Raw genomic sequence first — 16,584 nt, 5'->3', positions numbered from 1 at the left:
ATAATATATACAGCATTTGCAATTAAAACCCAAGTATAAATAGGTTTCCAATTTTGTTTTATCGGCTTTTCTTCCTGCATTTTACTTGTTTAATTTAGGTTCTGTATTAATGTCTTCTTTTCCTATAGATAACATATTTGCAAATAATCTGTAAGCTCCAGAAACTCCAGCTGGGAACTCTCTAAAGAAACTTAGTCCAGTATATATGTAATGTCCTTTTCCGTATTTAGCAACTAATAAACTGCCTTGCTTTTCTGTTTCATTTTTGTCATGCATGCCTAATACAGGAGTAAATTCTTTTCCCCATGCATCCGGGAAGTATAGGCCGCGTTCTTGTGTCCAGCCTTCAAAATCTGCTTCAGTAATTTTATTAGGAACATTTAATACATCGTTTTTAGGATCTAGAAATGTTACTTTTGCATTTTCGTCGGTGACACGATCTCTTGAAAGTTGTAATTTATAAGGGGCTAAATTATCAACTTTTAAACGGTGATTGGTATTGTATTGTACGATTAAATTCCCACCTTCTTTTACAAAATCGAATAACACATTTTGTTTATATGCCAAATCATCTACGGTATTATAGGCTCTAATACCTACAACAATCGCATCAAAATGTTTAAGATTAGCAGGTGTAATATCGTCTGGAGAAATTATGGCAACATGATAACCAATTTGTCTTAGACTTTCTGGAACGACATCTCCAGCACCTTGTATATAGCCTATATTTTCCCCTTTCTTAATGATATCTAATCGAACAAATTTACTTGGTTGTGGCATAACCACAGTTTGAAATGGGATGTGATCGTAATCGATTTCATTCAATCCTTTAGAGTAAGTCGTTCCGTTTACCGTTACTGTAGCTGTAATTTTTACTTCACTCTGACTGCTTGGTGGTGTAACCGTAAATAAAACTGTTTTAGTTTCGCCACGATGACCAATAGAAACAGCTAAGGATTTAGGTGAAATGGTCCAACCTTTTGGAGTATTTAAACTAACAGTACCTTCTATATTATCTTTTCCTGCAGTAACAACTACGGCAACTTGCTTAGGAGTATTGTTTTCGAAAATAACGACAGGTTCTGCTAATTGCGAAGCCACAATTGGCACAATTTCGAAAGGCATATAAACTTCACCTTTTACGGGATCGTTGGTTTTATAAACAATAGGTTTTGTAAACGGGATCGTGGTATTTTCAATAACTAAATTAAAAGTTACATTCTGACTTCTTGGTGTTTCAGGAGAGCCAATTAAAGACTCATTTTCCACTTTATACATGCCCAAACTGCCTTGCTCTGTTAACCAATAAGGCGTGGTTATTTCTGCTTTAGAGTCAATGACATAATGTTCATTAAAGCTAAACTTTGTATTGTTTTCTAAGTTGATGTTTTTAGAAATTGAAACATTATTTGGATTCACGATACTTTGTAGTGTAATGTTGGACGCACTTCTATTAATAACTTCGATAGTTAAATTTACATCCTCGTTTATTGTCGCCCAATTGTGTTGCGCACTAGCTTCTAGGTACAGCCCTGCACATGCCGATATTACATTTTTAATATCTTCGGTTTTAATGCTTTTCCAATGACTATCCTCTAGCTGTTGGATTAAAGTGTAAGCTTTAACTAATTTAGGCAGACTTGCCGAAGGGTTTTTAAAATTGTATTCTTTTTCAATTTCAGTAATTAATTTTCCGATAGCTTTCCCGTTCTTAACACGATTCCAACTGGTATCAATACCATCAAAAATAGAGTTTGCATTTTTAGGCATATCGCCTTTAATTAATTCAATATACTCTAAGCTAGAACCACGAGTTCCCGTGTTTCCGAAGCCTTGAGATTTATGCTGACTGCGGCTTAAAGATGAAATTTCTGTATTAGATAAACCACTAGATGGGAAGTAAACACCTGTATCTATGCTAAGCATATTGCTTTTATCTGCGGCATCAAATTTTTCTTGCGAGCCATAAAACCAATAAGATGCATTAAAGAACATACGTTTTGGTTGCCAAGTTGTAGTGGAATTTAGTTGCTCCGGATATTTAGAAGCGTCGTTAGTTAAATCGAATGCTTCGACACTTAACATAGCCGAACTGGTATGATGGCCGTGCGTGGTTCCAGGCGATCTGTGATCGAATCTATTTATAATAACATCGGGTTGAAATCTTCTAATGGCTAAAACCACATCACTTAAAACATCCTCTTTATTCCAAATGGCTAAGGTTTCGTCTGGGTGTTTAGAGTAACCAAAATCGTTTGCACGAGTAAAAAACTGTTCACCACCATCGGTACGTCTTGCTGCCAATAATTCTTCGGTACGAATTACACCTAAAAGCTCTCTAATTTCAGGACCAATTAAATTTTGTCCGCCGTCCCCACGAGTTAAAGATAGGTATGCAGTTCGAGCTTTAACTTCGTTAGCCATATACGAAATGATTCTCGTATTTTCGTCGTCAGGGTGGGCCGCCAAGTATAACACAGAACCTAAAAAGTTCAGTTTTTTTATGGATTCATGAATTTCGGAGGCATTTGGTTTTTTCGGCTGTTGCGCGAAACACGCAGGAAACACTAATAATAAAGTTAATAGTGTGAGGAATTGGTTTTTCATTAAACTGAATTAGATTAGGCTTTAGCTTCAAATATAAAAAGTAGCCTCGGCATTTAAACTGTTTTAAGGTTTCTTTAACGTAAACCCGTAAAAGTAGACGTAAGCCGGTCTAAATAATTTCAGAAAAATAGAAAAAGTAGTGTTTATATTTTAAAGCCATCTTTTACGCTTAAAGTAAAAAAGCATAAAAATAAACATGATAAGCATCACAACAAGAAGTATAGGGTAGCCGTTTTTGTAATGCAATTCTGGCATGTAATCAAAATTCATCCCATAAATTCCAGCGATAAACGTTAGCGGTATAAAAATGGAAGACATGATGGTTAGCACTTTCATAACTTCATTCATTTTATTGCTAATACTTGTCATGTACATATCCATTAAACCCCAAACCATTTCACGATATATTTCGGTGTTTTCGTTTACCTGAATGGTATGGTCGTAAACATCTTGAAAGAAAGGCAATGTTTTTGGATTAATGAGTTTATGCTCACTTTTTTCAATGCGATTTATAATATCGCGAAGCGGAAAAACAGCACGACGAATTCTTAGTATTTCACGTTTTAAATCTTGAATCTGATTAGTAACCTGTTCTTTGGCGTTGCCATTAAATAATTCGTCTTCTAAATCTTCTATTTTTTCGCCTATGGCTTCAATGACTAAATAATAATGATCGACTACACTATCTATTAAAGCATATAATAAATAGTCGGAGCCCAAAGACTTAATGCGACCTTTGCCATGGCGAAGCCGATCTCGTAACCCTTCAAATACATCACCTTCGGCCTCTTGAAAGGAAAGCACATAATTATGGCCCAGAATAAAACTAATTTGCTCAGAATTTAAACCCAGCTTATCGTCGTAGCTTAACATTTTCATGCTTATGGCTAGGTAATTTTCAAATTCATCAATTTTTGGGCGTTGCGAAATATTGGCAATATCTTCAAGAATAAGCGGATGTATTCCATAATGCTTACCCATTTTTTCGATGGAATCTGTATGATTTAAACCGTTTATATTAATCCAAGTCACTTCGTCTGTAGATTCCGATTTATAGCCAAAAGCATCATCAATATTAGTTAGTTCTTTTTCAGAAATGTGATTTGCACTGTAATTAAAAACTTCAATAAATAAAGATTGAGACGATTTTTGTCCCGTATACACAATTGTTCCAGGTGCTAAGCCCGGCTTTTGTTTATTCCTTTTTGTTCTCGGTTTTTTTTGCATACTGTAACTAACTCAAATTAAATGGCATCGTTACCATCGATTATTGCATCCTTTTGAACTAAAGTTACGGCTTTTTGTAATATTAAGTTATTCGGATACGTAACTAAGTTGCCATTATCTAATCTAAGGTGTAATTGGAATGCACGGATATCTTCAATAACAGCTTCAATAGGGAAGTCTTTATCATGAATACTTATTTTGTCCCCAACCTTATAAGGAAACGAGAAAAACATTATGACTCCGGAAGTAATATTACTTAATATAGACCAAATGGCAAATAAGGCAATACCTATAACTGCAAAAACAGATGAAAAAACTAAAGCTAAATCTTCCGGTTGCGCTCCCATTATTATAGAAAGAAATAAGAGTCCTATAAAGAACAAGGTAACAGTTGAATAACGCTGAATAAGATGAATTCGAGCTTCGTTAATACCACTCTTTCTACCAATTTTCTTGATTAGTATAATAGAAATATATCTAATAATCAGGAGTATAAGTAGTAAAATAATACTTGAAACAATAACCTTAAAATGATTTTGAAAAAACATATAATGAAATGGAATTTAATGAAACAAAGATAGGCTAAGGAAACTACAATTTATAATATAATTGCAATACCATTTTGTTTAAAATACGATATATGGCAAATATGGAAAGTCCTCTACTATGAAAGTAAATGCCTTGAAATTAGAATAGTAGTTTGTAAATATAAATACAGTAATGTTCTAAATGATTTATATAATAAAGCATTGAGATTTTAACAACTAGAGATCTTGTTGTTAAAACTATAGAATAGAAGAATTAGTTAATGCGGCATATTACAGTTGGAATGTCTTTTGGTCTCTGTATGTTGTAGAAAAGGATGTTATTTACATTTCAAATCTTTTAATTCTTAATGATAAGTCTTTAGGATCAAAGGGTTTAGTGATAAAATCGTCTATACCTAAAGAAAAAGCTTCTAAAACTACGTCTTCTTCACCTAGAGCTGTTAAAACAATAATTTTTATGTGATCGTCGTAATTTTCCTTAATCCAAGTTACAAGTTCTAGTCCAGAAACATGTGGCATCATAAGATCTGTAATAACTAAGTTTGGAGTTTCGTTTTTAATTTTTTCAATAGCATCACTTCCATCGGTGGCAACAGTAATAGTGTAACTACTATCTTTTAAACTGTGTTTAATTAATTTTCTAATAACGTCACTGTCATCAATAACCAATATTTTCATAGAACAGATTTTTTAAGATTTTATACAAAAGTATATAATTACGTGCTACTTTTTTTACTAAAATGGAAGATAATCTTTTATTTAAGTAGTTGAACGTGTTTGTTTTATTTGTATATTTATGAATATATACATTGCAACAGCTTTTCGGAGGTGTAGAATTTTAATAAAATTCGGCAGTATAGAACACGTTAATCTCTTTAATTTTTTAATACTTTATTTTGAAAAAGGAAATACAAAAAGAAAAAGAGTTACAGAAAGAATTTTGGAAAATTGGGAAAACAATTTTTTGGAGTATGATAGCTGTAATCTTATTTACAATTTTTTTAGATGTTATAATTTTAAGTAAAAATTGGTTAGACTTTGTCCTTCTAAAATTATTTTTACTAGGTTTCTTTTATTTTACTTATAATTTTTTCACGCAAAGGTACAAAACACCTAACCTTTTAATTCATTTAACACTATTCTCTTTTAATTTTTTAACATTAGTATCTATTTCAGACTCCGGAACTGAAAACAGAATGGTTTACACGTCCTTACTTATAGCGTTGTTTGTTGCTTTTAATACGTTTGCTATATGGTCTATAATAAATAGCTTTATTCAGTATTTGCTAGTTATTGTTACTTTTCTTGTTTTAGTCTACATGGGGGAAATTACAGAACCATATCAAATTTTAAACAATGGGGGATATCTGTTTTTGCTACTAGGTTTTATGAGTTTTTTCTTTCCCAAGGTAAGAAAGAGTATGATAATAGAGCGTATTGGGGTGCAGCTAAGAGCAGACGAGAAAATTAAGTATTTAGGAGGGGAGTTGTCTGAAGTACAGACGAGTTATAAATCGCTTCAAAATAAAGTGATTAAGAAAGAAAATGAAGCTAAGTTTTTGTTTCAACAAATTAGTAACGATTTAAATAAAATTAATGAGGTTGTTACTGAAATAGAAGGTGATACAACCGAAGAAAAAAAGAGGAAAATTCAAAAATTAGACGACTTAATTCAGAATTTAAGAAATCAAAGTTCGGTGTATTTTAGACCGATTAATTTAGAGACCAACAAAAAGAATTACTCTACAGATAAGGTAGACGTTTTAAAAGTCTATCAAAATGTTATTAAATCCTTTACGAGTCAGATAGAAGGGAAGCATATTAATTTTATAGAACAGTTAATTGCCGTCAATCCGCAAATTATTGGTAATAAAAAGATTTTCAATACGATACTTTATAATATTTTAAATTTTATGGTCATTTTCTCTGATGAAAATGACGATATCGTAGTAACTATAGATACAAATACAAAAGATACCATATTTAGTGTAGCAAACAAAACAAGTGGTATAAATACTTCAGAAATAGAATCTTATTTTAGAGATCTTGAATTTGTAAATTACGATTATAAAAAACACAGTGATAGTGTAAAAATAGGACTAAGAATTTCTAAACAATTAACGGAAAAAATGAATGGATATTTTAGTTATGTGTCTTCAGAAAACATGGGATTCGAACTTAAAATTCAGTTCAAAACATTTAAACAAAACTAGGTGATGATGAAAAATTATTATTTTATTGCATTAACAATCTTGTTAAGCTTACAAACAACTGGATATGGTCAGGTTGTAGAGCATTTTAAGGCATACGATTATGCCGAGGAAATAACCATAGACGGCTCTAAGGGTATAGAAAATATTTACATTCCGGTTAACGAGAATATTGATGTACTTAATAGTTATATTAATTTAGAATTTACCTGTTCTAGTGTCCTTAATTTTGATCAAAGTTATATTTCTATTCTGCTGGCCGATACACCTATAGAAACACGATTTTTAAAAGATCAAAACCAAATCGTTAGTTTTAAAATCCCTGTTAAAGAGAAGTATATTGTTTCTGGGTTTATAAAATTAACTGTAAAAACCAATTTAAGAATTGGTGATGATATTTGCGAAATATATTCTGAAGGTGGTTTTTGGGTTAAACTCACCGATAATTCCTTTTTCTCTTATAACGTTTTGCCTAGTAAGAAAACGGTTATAGACAAAACAATTAGTTTTATAATTCCAGATCTTAAATATATTGTTTTAGGCAAAGACAATGATATCAATAATATTCAGTATGCCTCTTATATTAAGTTTTACTTAAAGCGTGTTTATGGTTTAGAGCTAGAGATTAAAAGTATTGAAGACTTTAGCGACAGTGTGCTTGGTAATGCCATTGTATTAATGCCTTTTAATACGTTAAGCGAAAAAATATCAAGTAAGCTTCCTGATTTTAAGAGTGACGATGCTGGTTTAATCAGTGTTTTTAAAGATGAGTATAAAGATTCTAAAACCTTAGAAATTTTTAACGGACTAAATATTGTAGTCACCGGAAAAACAGAGTTAGGATTTAGTAAAGCCGCAAATATTATGTTGCAAAAGCATTTACTAAATTCGTCTTATGTAGATTATGTATTTGTAAATAAGCAAACTAAATTATTAGATATTCCAGAAAGAAAAGATTACGACCCTATTTATTTTAAAGAATTAGATGCACAAAATGGTGTTTTGGAAGGAATAGGATATTTACGTTCTAATATCTCTATTCCAAGAGCTAAATTTGGATCTAACGTTAAGAAAATGAACGTTAGTATTAAAGGTAAATACAGACCTTTAGACGATAAGGAACACGGTTATTTTAATTTATATTTTAATGATAATTTTTTAACTTCTTATAAATTAGATAATACGGGCGAATTAAATATCGATTTCGATTTTGACGATCTTGTAATGGAGCAAGATAACAATTTTAGATATGAGTTTTATTTTATACCTAAAGGTGGTTTGTGTGAAATTGCTCCAGCAAATTTTTACGGTCAGATAGACAATGTGAATTCCTACTTTAAACCGGTCGGATATGATGTGTCATCATCTTTATCATTTTTTAGATTTCCTGAAAACTTCCAATCAAAACCATTAGCGATTTATACCGATTTAGGTGCCGAAGATAAATTAGTGGGTACACTATCGGAATTAATAGACATTATTAATCCAGGAGAAGCAGGATTATTAGGGTTTATTTACCCTCAAATAAAAGTTGCCAATTTAAACGATATTAAAGCAGATTCGGAAACGTCTAAAATTATTATTAGCGCGGATGGCGATAAATTTACTGAGTTTTACGGAGACGCAGCATTTATAAAATTTAAAAACAACACGGTAGAATACGATTCGGAAGAGTTTAGTCCGCTTCTAAAAGAATTTAGTTTCTTATTTAATGTAGAGTATCAAAAAGAAATGGGATTCAATCAGCTTTTCTATTATAACGATTCTCCTGTAATGTTAATTAACGTTCCTCAAGATTATAAAGAAAGCACCTTATCATCTTTAGTTTCTAATATTAGAGAACAAACCATTTCAAATACAGGAAATGTAATTGTTGCAGAGAACGATGATGCTTACTTTTTCGATTTAAGAGTAATTCAAGATAATCAAGACAAAACGAAATTAAATTCCGAACTAAACGAGTTTTGGGGTAAATACAGACTGTTTATTGTAGCTGTCTTATTAATATTAGTAATATTAATTTTAATGTTTATTTATCAAAAATCTAAAGAGTCTAAAGCAAAAATTAAAGATGAAAATTAAAATTGTTAGTCTTCTTTTGGTTCTGAATGCATGCATATGCTATTCACAAACCCCAGTGTTACCAGTAGAACAACCGGAGGCACAAACTGAAAATTTATGGTTTCAAGGCGAAAACTCTTGGTTAGAAGGTAAAGGAGAGGTTTTGTTATCTCCATACGTGTCTCATTATTATACCGATACCAAAAGAGATGAAAATGGTAATAAGTCTGATTTCGATAATAATGGTTATTACGAAAACTATACCTATAAACTGTATTTTTCGACCGCTTTAATAAGTCATAAACTAAGTTTAATAGGAACACTTCCTTATGTGAAAAGCACCTATTCAGACGATTTTACTTTAGATGAAAATAGTGAGTTTGGCGATATGGAATTAGGGGTAACCATGCATTTAAAAAACATGGGTAAATACCACTATTTAACGGGGTCGTTTACAACCATTATTCCCGCATATAGCAATGACGAGAATCCGTTTACAGGCTTTGGAAAAGTAGGAACCGAGTTAAGAGTTGGTATTTCAGGAAACTCGGAGTGGATGGGAATTAACGATAATTTTCATGAATTATCACTTGGTGTAAAAAAGTTTTACGATGGCGGACCATTACAATTTAAATTATATGGGACACAAGGATATAGAATTACGGAAAAATTTGTGGTCTTAGGGAGTTTAGAAGTGCTATTGTCTAGAGGGGACGATTTTACAGTGTCTCAAGATAATATTCAAGTAACTACAGATTTCGATTATATAAAAGCAACCCTAAATTTAGGGTATGAGTTTAATCCTAGATTTGCTTTATATGCTGGAGGCTTTACAGATTTATACGACAGAAATGTGTCTATTGGTAGAGGATGGCAAATATTTAGTGTTATAAAACTATAATTGAATGGCAAGTTTTAATATTAACATACACAGAAAAGAATTATTTATTGAAAGTAACTTGCTTAGCGGTAAGCAGGTGTCTGAAATCGAACGCTTTAAAGTTAAATTAAATAAATCTTTTCTTAAAACAGCGCTTAATCATGGTTTTGTATCTCGTTTTCACTACAATAAAGTATTAGAAGGCTTTAAACTGCCTACTTATAACATTAACTGTGATACTATAGAGGAATACAAATCTTTTTCTGATACGCACGAGCGTTTTACGCTGTTTTTAGACACGTTAATATTTCCCATTGAACACAATAATAAGACTGCATTTGTTGTTGCAGATCCTTCCGATATTAACAATATTAGATTAGTCGAAGAAGAGCTAAACGTTACAGTTTCGGAAATTTTTGTGACCAATGAGCTGGATTTAATAAAGGCACTTCATATAAAATATGGGGGAGAGATTTTACATAAATCAGTTTTCCATTTATACGAAAACGATCCTAATAGTTGTGCTATTGAAACCTTTACAAAGAAGCAAGTCATTGCTTTAGGTGTTATGTTTTTGGTTTTTTTAGTGTTTTTATATTTCAATTTTATTGACACATTAATTGGAGCCAACTTATTATTAAACCTATTTCTATTATACTCCATCCTGTTTAAATTCATGCTTACTATTTACGGTTCTAAAACAGAGTTAGAGAGCAAAGTCAGTAAAGAGGAAATTGAATTAATTAAGGACAAAGATTTACCTATTTATACCATTCATTTACCGGTGTTTAAAGAGTCTGAAGTTATTCAGAAACTAGTTTGGAACTTAAATAATCTAGATTATCCCATTGAAAAGTTAGATGCAAAATTGTTAATTGAGTCGGATGATGAAATGACATATAATGCAATTAGAGAAATGAAATTTCCTACTAATTTTGAACCGGTAATTATTCCTTATGCGCAACCTAAAACTAAGCCTAAAGCCTGTAATTACGGATTGTACTTTTCTAAAGGAAAATATTTAACAATATATGATGCAGAGGATATTCCGGATAGTGATCAATTAAAACAAACCTATAAGTTATTTCAAAAACTTCCAGAAGATTACATCGCGATACAGTGTGCCTTGAATTACTTTAACAAAAATGAAAATTTTTTAACCAAAATGTTTACTCTGGAGTATTCTTATTGGTTTGATTATATGTTGCCAGGTCTGGATAATCTTAGAATTCCAATTCCGTTAGGAGGAACAAGTAATCATTTTAAGTTTGATAAACTTATGGAACTTGGAGGTTGGGACGGTTTTAACGTTACCGAGGATGCCGATCTAGGTTTGCGATGTTATGCAAAAGACTATAAAATTACAGTACTTAACTCAACGACATACGAAGAAGCGAATAACGATTTTTTTAACTGGATACGTCAACGTTCGCGATGGATTAAGGGGTATATGCAAACGTACTTAGTACACATGCGTAATCCTATAAAATTGTATAAATCTATTGGAACTAGAGGGTTCTTTGGATTTCAATTTTTTATAGGAGGAACGGTGTTTACATTTTTAAGTTATCCTATACTATTGCTTTTTTTACTGATTTATATATTTTTCCAAAGCAAATGGATAGAGTTACTATTTCCAGATTGGTTAATTATTATTTCTATAGTAAATTTTACCTTAGGAAACTTAATTATGATTTACACAAATATGATTGCAATTTTTAAGCGCCAATCATATTCTTTAATAATATATGCTTTAGCGAATCCTGTGTATTGGCTTATGCACTCAATTTCTGCTTACAAAGGCTTACATCAGTTAATAACCAAACCTTTTTATTGGGAAAAAACTAATCACGGTTTAACTAAAAAGAAGAATTAAAAGCGGTATGGATAAAATTAAGTCAAAGAGTGCTACGCTAGTCTTTTTTATAATCTGGTTTATTTATATAGCTTTTTTCAGTTTTATAATAACAGTAATACGCGAAACAGGCTATTTAAATTTTGAACCACTATTTATTACTAGTCATATTAATACCTTATTCCAAGGTGGCGAGTTAGTCAAAAACTTTTTCTTGTCTTACCCGTTAATAACTAATGTCTTATCTTATCCTTTTTCTATATTTAGTCCTGAAGATGCACCGTTTTTTGCATCTGTATTTTACATGTCGCTTTTTGCGACTACCGTTGTTACTGTTGTAGGGAAGGAAAAGAATACTGTAATTAAAGGACTCTTGTTTTTATATTTCTTGTTTAGTCCAGTTACTATTTATGCGGCCACATCAGGAACTTCTGTTTATGCCTTTCTTATACTGTATTTTTTAATTTTTTACTACTTGTTTAATTATATTAAAAAATTCACTACCTATCATATTACTATACTTAGTATCATTTTAAGTTTAGCCGTTTTTCTGGATTATAGAATTTTATGGTTGTTAATTCTGTTATTATTATATGCATTTGTGTTTAGTATTTTCGGAATAAAAGGATTAAGATCTGCAAACATTATTATTAAGTATGTTAAGATTACACAGCACCATTCATTAAGACGAAAGCTAAGAGGGCGTTTAGTTTCTATGGTGTTTATTATTGGTTTTTTTCCCATTACAACATTACTCTTATACTTATTCATTAACTATTTAATGGGGAATGATTTCTTTTATTTTTACGATTCATTAGATACAAGATGGAATGGTAATAGCTTCCTGAGTTTATTAGAAACAGATTCTCTTGCAGGCTTAAATAATAGAACGGTTAACGATTTTTCGTTCATTCATATTGTGATTTATTTACTGCCTATTTATCTCTTTGAATTAATTACACATTATAAAAAAGGATTAAAAGTTTTTATTTTAGTCTTGGCACCTATACTGTTGCATCTTTTGGTAAGAGATAGTATTGTAGATTATATGAGTTTGTCTTACTATTCAATACTTATAGCTTGTGGTTTAGCGTCTATGGCCACAACAACTGAAACCTTTTTTAATCTAAAAAAATTAAGCTATATATTTTATGCTTGCTTATTTGTAGGAAGTATTTATGGGGAATATTTATATATAAAAAATTCGTCGTTTACTTCAGAACAAATCTATTATAAGAGTGTAGTCGAGCAGGAGCAGAATCCTGTTTTATTAGAATATAAAAAAGCTGGAGAGTTTTTAGCTTCAAATACGCCTGAAAATTCTGTTGTATTATCTGATAGATCAATCCTGTATCCAATAATAGCCTATAATAATAAAAATAACTTTTTCATATCTAACAGTTCGGCAGAATTTGAAAAAGCAATTTATTATCCCGATAATCACTGCGATTACATTATTGTTACCAACACAAAATCGCCCTATCATTTTTTAGATAAAGTAGCGACCAATTTAAATTTTAAGAAAAATAATGGATTTAGTATGTATTCTATAAGGAGTAAAGTGGTTTACTATTCAGATACTTTTTCTATTGTAAAGGTTATAAACTAGTTGGCAATAAGCTGAAAAAAAATGAAAACTGAATGGAAACATCTGATTGGATTGCTTTAGGAGCATCTTTTATTTCATTGATTGCAATAGTAGTTTCGGGAATTGCATTATGGAAAACTCATTACGTAAAATTTAGTCCTTTAGTTTCAGTTGGAACTTGTAGATTAAGAATATACCCAATCAAAAACGGAGATAATAAATGGTATATATCAAGTTTTGATATTCCAATGAGTTTTACGAATGAAGGAGCTCAAGCTGGAAGAATCAATGACATTAGAATTAAAGTAACTTTTCCAAAACTCCCAATTGACGGACATTATGAAATGTTTTATCCGAAATGGGACGTAAACGGTAAAGAGTTATCCGAAAATAGATTCTTCTGGATTGAAAATTCGGTTAAAGAAGACTGGATGGCATTTATTATTCTACCGAAAGAAACTAAAAACAAACATCTAGTATTCGAAACAAGATGGGATGAACCAGTTATTCAAGAATCTATTGAATGTGAACTTCAAATTAAATATGATTCAAAAGAAAATTGGAAATCCATTAATAAGTGGAATTTCAGATTGACAAAAAGACATTGGATAGATATGGCCGAAAATGGAAGTTCTTATGGTGTTTCTTCAAGTTTAAAAAACGATAAAAAAGACTTCATAAACCCAGAAGACTTGCATAAATACACAGGAATTAAAGAACCAATTGAAAGTGAAGAAATAGATTCAACACCATCTTATTTAGATTATAAAAAGAAATAAAGCCAGTTGCCAACAACATATATAATTTATTGCTAGTTCTAGCTTACTTACGAAAATCCTCGCGGATTTTCTAGTTGGTTTTTATTTACTAAATTCAGTGCTTAAAACACGCAACAAATCATATATAAAACCATTATAAGCAATCTAAAATATTAATGTTGTCTGTTATTCCAAAGTTCCCTTGATACTCCCATAGGTAGCATTTTATATTATGGGATTTAAAGATATCAACAATATCTTCAAAATATTGACATCTATACTCCGGGGCAATAGTATTAATGGCCCCAAATTCTGTACACCATATGTCCACATTATTTTGGTTTGCCCAATTAACAATAATATCTATTTTATGACTTAAGGATGTTTTATTAGCCATGTCTTTATAGTCATTATAGTTAACCTCTCCAGGCGTGCCCAAAGCTTCGGGAGCCATATTTGGCATCTTACTGGGGTTATAAGGATAAGGAATACCTATCGTTTTAGTTTGATTTCCCACCCAATCGGCACCTTGATGGGTGAATATAAATGGTTCATAAAAATGGAAAACATAAATAATATTATCAAACGGGAATGGTTTTTTTCTAGATAGTTCATAGATGCTGTTATAATTTGTTGCACCTATAAGTATTTTCGTGTCTTGGTCTTCTGCTCTTATTTCAGAAATAATTTCAGGGACTACAGCGTCCCATTGTTCGGGATATAAATTGGGTTCATTTACAAGTTCGTAGTACACATGATTGGAGTACTTTCTTAAAGCTCTACTAATAAGTCTCCAATTGTTTTTTATAATATTTACATTGGTGAAATTAGTCTCTTTGTTAATCGTGTGATCAAAATAACACACAATTAGCGTCATGTTTTTTTTCTTAATATATTTTGCAATTCTACGTAGGTCTCTTAAATATCTATTTTCTGATTCTTGTTTAAATTGATACTCAAAAGAAACCGGCAGTCTTATATCGTTAATACCACGACTATGAATTTCATCAATTTCGTCAATTATGTCTTTATAATTTAAGGTTTTTCCTTCCCAGTACCGTTCGTAACCGGTTAAGTTTACACCAATATTAGGTTTGCTATTTTGTGCTTGTGCCGTTATCATCATTAATAAAAGAAGCAGAGTATATATTAATCTTAACATAATTATGTTATCTAAATTGAAGGTGTAAAGATATTATTCTTTTTCTTCTAATATGTTAGATAAGTTTAAGTTATATGCATGTGTAACAAATCAACATTAGGTTTAAGATGCTTTCTTAAGATAATTCATTTAAAATACGGGAAATACGTAGCGACAGGTTTTTTTTAGGAATGTTATAAATAGAATTATTTACGATACCATTTCGTTTAAAACGCGATACACCACATCTGTAGGAAGTCCCATAACATTAAAATAAGAGCCTTCTAGTTTAGTTACGCCTATATAGCCAATCCATTCCTGAATGCCATAACCTCCGGCCTTATCGAAGGGTTTAAAGTTTTTTAAGTAGTAGTTAATCTCGTCGTCTGTAAGTATTTTAAAAGTAACTTTTGTAACGGAATTTACGGTCTTTTCGAAGTCCAATGATGTAAAACAAACCGACGTAATAACTTCATGTGTTTTATTGCTTAAAGATTTTAGCATATTAAAAGCTTCGTCCGTGTTTTTTGGTTTTCCTAAAGCGGTTTCATTATTCCATACAATGGTGTCGCTAGTAATTAAAATGTCTTTAGGTTTTAAATCTGTTTTAAAAGGAAGCGCTTTAAGCTGTGCTAAATAATCACTAATTTCAAAATGACGTAACCGTGGTGGAAATACCTCGTCTACTGGCTTTAATACAATTGAAAAATCTAAACCTAAATCTTTAAAAAACTGTTGCCTTCTAGGAGATCCAGAAGCTAAAATTATGTTATAATTACTTATATTTTTATGAAGCATTATAGTTGAGTTAAGGGATATAAAAGTAAGGATAATACGCCTGTTAACATAACTAATTTTAGCGCATTACTAATTTTGTGATAGTCCTTTTTCGATTTCGCACTATAAAGTTCAAAGAGTATGTAAAGCAAAGGTCCTATTATTAAAAAGATAAAATAAGCAACTTTTAAGGGGTCGCTGTATAGGTAGATAATTACGTTATAAATTAAGGATATTAACGGAGCACAGGTTAATATAAGTGCAATTTTAGATGCTCTACTTCTCCCTATTGAGATGGGTAAGGTTTGCATTCCAGACACGTAATCACCATTTATATCTTCTATATCTTTTACAATTTCACGGATAAAATTGAGGAGAAAAGCCATACCTGCATAGCCCATAATCAGTTGGAAAACCATCCGTTGATTGGCTTGATTTTCGAAGGTTATTGCAGGAATTAAATCGAATAGTCCAACAATAATTAGACTTAAGCCCACTAAAATGGAAATAATAATATTTCCTATAATACACGTGCGTTTTAAATAACTAGCGTATAAATAGAGTAGGACGGAGATAATAACAAAAAGCGCGAAAAAACTGCTTTTCTCGATGGCATGAGATAAATAAAATCCCAAGCCAACGCCAACAACATTTAATGCAATAAATAAATTATAAGCTGTAGTTTCCGATAGCGATTTACCAATTATTACCCGATGGGGTTTGTTTACGGAATCGGTTTCTACATCGTAAATATCGTTTATAATATTTCCTGCAGAGGCAAGACATATTGTGGCCAATATAAGCATGGCAAATTGCCAATCGAGTAAGGCCGTGTCTACATTAAATACAGGAAATAAAGCGTATTTAAGCAGGGTTTGAACAAGAACAAGGAGTAATAGGTTTTTCCAACGAATCAGGTTTAACACCTTCAT

At 31.3% G+C, this 16,584-nt stretch carries 13 protein-coding genes; 6 read left to right on the top strand and 7 right to left on the bottom strand.

The features are described from left to right. Positions 1 to 81 precede the first annotated feature (81 nt). The 4 genes from AC0UBM_RS04895 to AC0UBM_RS04880 form a co-directional block, all read right to left on the bottom strand. Complete coding sequence (locus AC0UBM_RS04895) at positions 82 to 2,607, bottom strand: PIG-L family deacetylase (protein ID WP_475687869.1); 2,526 nt, start codon at positions 2,605 to 2,607, stop codon at positions 82 to 84. A gap of 150 nt (positions 2,608 to 2,757) precedes the next feature. Beyond that, entirely contained in the window at positions 2,758 to 3,834 is a 1,077-nt protein-coding gene (corA, locus tag AC0UBM_RS04890; RefSeq protein ID WP_475687868.1) for a magnesium/cobalt transporter CorA, read from the bottom strand. A gap of 17 nt (positions 3,835 to 3,851) precedes the next feature. Continuing rightward, positions 3,852 to 4,382, bottom strand: coding sequence for a mechanosensitive ion channel domain-containing protein (locus AC0UBM_RS04885; protein ID WP_414034250.1), 531 nt, complete (start codon positions 4,380 to 4,382; stop codon positions 3,852 to 3,854). Positions 4,383 to 4,703: 321 nt separating this feature from the next. Next, positions 4,704 to 5,060: a response regulator gene (locus AC0UBM_RS04880; protein ID WP_475687867.1), complete on the bottom strand. Its 357-nt coding sequence runs from the start codon at positions 5,058 to 5,060 to the stop codon at positions 4,704 to 4,706. Between the two features lie 218 nt (positions 5,061 to 5,278). Here AC0UBM_RS04880 and AC0UBM_RS04875 point away from each other — a divergent pair, with 218 nt between their 5' ends. From AC0UBM_RS04875 to AC0UBM_RS04850, 6 genes are read left to right on the top strand one after another with little or no spacing between them, the layout of a single operon-like run. Further along, complete coding sequence (locus AC0UBM_RS04875) at positions 5,279 to 6,595, top strand: sensor histidine kinase (RefSeq protein WP_475687866.1); 1,317 nt, start codon at positions 5,279 to 5,281, stop codon at positions 6,593 to 6,595. A 3-nt stretch (positions 6,596 to 6,598) separates the two neighbouring features. Further along, positions 6,599 to 8,674 carry a cellulose biosynthesis cyclic di-GMP-binding regulatory protein BcsB gene (locus tag AC0UBM_RS04870; RefSeq protein WP_475687865.1) on the top strand — a complete coding sequence of 692 codons (2,076 nt, stop codon included), beginning with the start codon at positions 6,599 to 6,601 and terminating at the stop codon, positions 8,672 to 8,674. Continuing rightward, positions 8,664 to 9,554: a hypothetical protein gene (locus tag AC0UBM_RS04865; RefSeq protein WP_414034254.1), complete on the top strand. Its 891-nt coding sequence runs from the start codon at positions 8,664 to 8,666 to the stop codon at positions 9,552 to 9,554. Before AC0UBM_RS04870 ends, AC0UBM_RS04865 begins: the two co-directional genes overlap by 11 nt. A gap of 4 nt (positions 9,555 to 9,558) precedes the next feature. Further along, positions 9,559 to 11,409, top strand: a complete 1,851-nt coding sequence (locus AC0UBM_RS04860; RefSeq protein ID WP_475687864.1) for a glycosyltransferase family 2 protein — start codon at positions 9,559 to 9,561, stop codon at positions 11,407 to 11,409. A 7-nt stretch (positions 11,410 to 11,416) separates the two neighbouring features. Continuing rightward, the gene (locus AC0UBM_RS04855) at positions 11,417 to 12,997 is read left to right on the top strand and encodes a hypothetical protein (RefSeq protein WP_475687863.1); all 1,581 of its coding nucleotides are present in this window, start codon (positions 11,417 to 11,419) and stop codon (positions 12,995 to 12,997) included. Between the two features lie 32 nt (positions 12,998 to 13,029). Continuing rightward, positions 13,030 to 13,755, top strand: coding sequence for a hypothetical protein (locus AC0UBM_RS04850; protein WP_475687862.1), 726 nt, complete (start codon positions 13,030 to 13,032; stop codon positions 13,753 to 13,755). A gap of 133 nt (positions 13,756 to 13,888) precedes the next feature. On the opposite strand, the gene AC0UBM_RS04845 is transcribed toward AC0UBM_RS04850, so the two are convergent. From AC0UBM_RS04845 to AC0UBM_RS04835, 3 genes are all read right to left on the bottom strand, one after another. Then, the gene (locus tag AC0UBM_RS04845; protein ID WP_475687861.1) at positions 13,889 to 14,896 is read right to left on the bottom strand and encodes a glycoside hydrolase family 5 protein; all 1,008 of its coding nucleotides are present in this window, start codon (positions 14,894 to 14,896) and stop codon (positions 13,889 to 13,891) included. A 189-nt stretch (positions 14,897 to 15,085) separates the two neighbouring features. Then, entirely contained in the window at positions 15,086 to 15,673 is a 588-nt protein-coding gene (locus tag AC0UBM_RS04840; RefSeq protein ID WP_475687860.1) for a Maf-like protein, read from the bottom strand. Continuing rightward, positions 15,673 to 16,584, bottom strand: a complete 912-nt coding sequence (locus tag AC0UBM_RS04835) for a geranylgeranylglycerol-phosphate geranylgeranyltransferase (RefSeq protein WP_475687859.1) — start codon at positions 16,582 to 16,584, stop codon at positions 15,673 to 15,675. The genes AC0UBM_RS04840 and AC0UBM_RS04835 overlap by 1 nt, the downstream gene beginning before the upstream one ends.

The sequence above is a fragment of the Formosa sp. F44 genome (assembly GCF_056238645.1).
The sequence above is the reverse complement of the archived record's forward strand: the minus strand, read 5'-3'. Positions and strand labels throughout refer to the sequence as shown.

Coding starts and splice junctions, on each gene's coding strand:
- AC0UBM_RS04895 (WP_475687869.1), bottom strand. CDS start 2,607: ATGAAAAACCAATTCCTCACACTATTAACTTTATTATTAGTGTTTCCT.
- AC0UBM_RS04835 (WP_475687859.1), bottom strand. CDS start 16,584: ATGAAGGTGTTAAACCTGATTCGTTGGAAAAACCTATTACTCCTTGTT.
- AC0UBM_RS04840 (WP_475687860.1), bottom strand. CDS start 15,673: ATGCTTCATAAAAATATAAGTAATTATAACATAATTTTAGCTTCTGGA.
- AC0UBM_RS04855 (WP_475687863.1), top strand. CDS start 11,417: ATGGATAAAATTAAGTCAAAGAGTGCTACGCTAGTCTTTTTTATAATC.
- AC0UBM_RS04860 (WP_475687864.1), top strand. CDS start 9,559: ATGGCAAGTTTTAATATTAACATACACAGAAAAGAATTATTTATTGAA.
- AC0UBM_RS04870 (WP_475687865.1), top strand. CDS start 6,599: ATGATGAAAAATTATTATTTTATTGCATTAACAATCTTGTTAAGCTTA.
- AC0UBM_RS04865 (WP_414034254.1), top strand. CDS start 8,664: ATGAAAATTAAAATTGTTAGTCTTCTTTTGGTTCTGAATGCATGCATA.
- AC0UBM_RS04845 (WP_475687861.1), bottom strand. CDS start 14,896: ATGTTAAGATTAATATATACTCTGCTTCTTTTATTAATGATGATAACG.
- AC0UBM_RS04850 (WP_475687862.1), top strand. CDS start 13,030: ATGGAAACATCTGATTGGATTGCTTTAGGAGCATCTTTTATTTCATTG.
- AC0UBM_RS04885 (WP_414034250.1), bottom strand. CDS start 4,382: ATGTTTTTTCAAAATCATTTTAAGGTTATTGTTTCAAGTATTATTTTA.
- AC0UBM_RS04880 (WP_475687867.1), bottom strand. CDS start 5,060: ATGAAAATATTGGTTATTGATGACAGTGACGTTATTAGAAAATTAATT.
- corA (WP_475687868.1), bottom strand. CDS start 3,834: ATGCAAAAAAAACCGAGAACAAAAAGGAATAAACAAAAGCCGGGCTTA.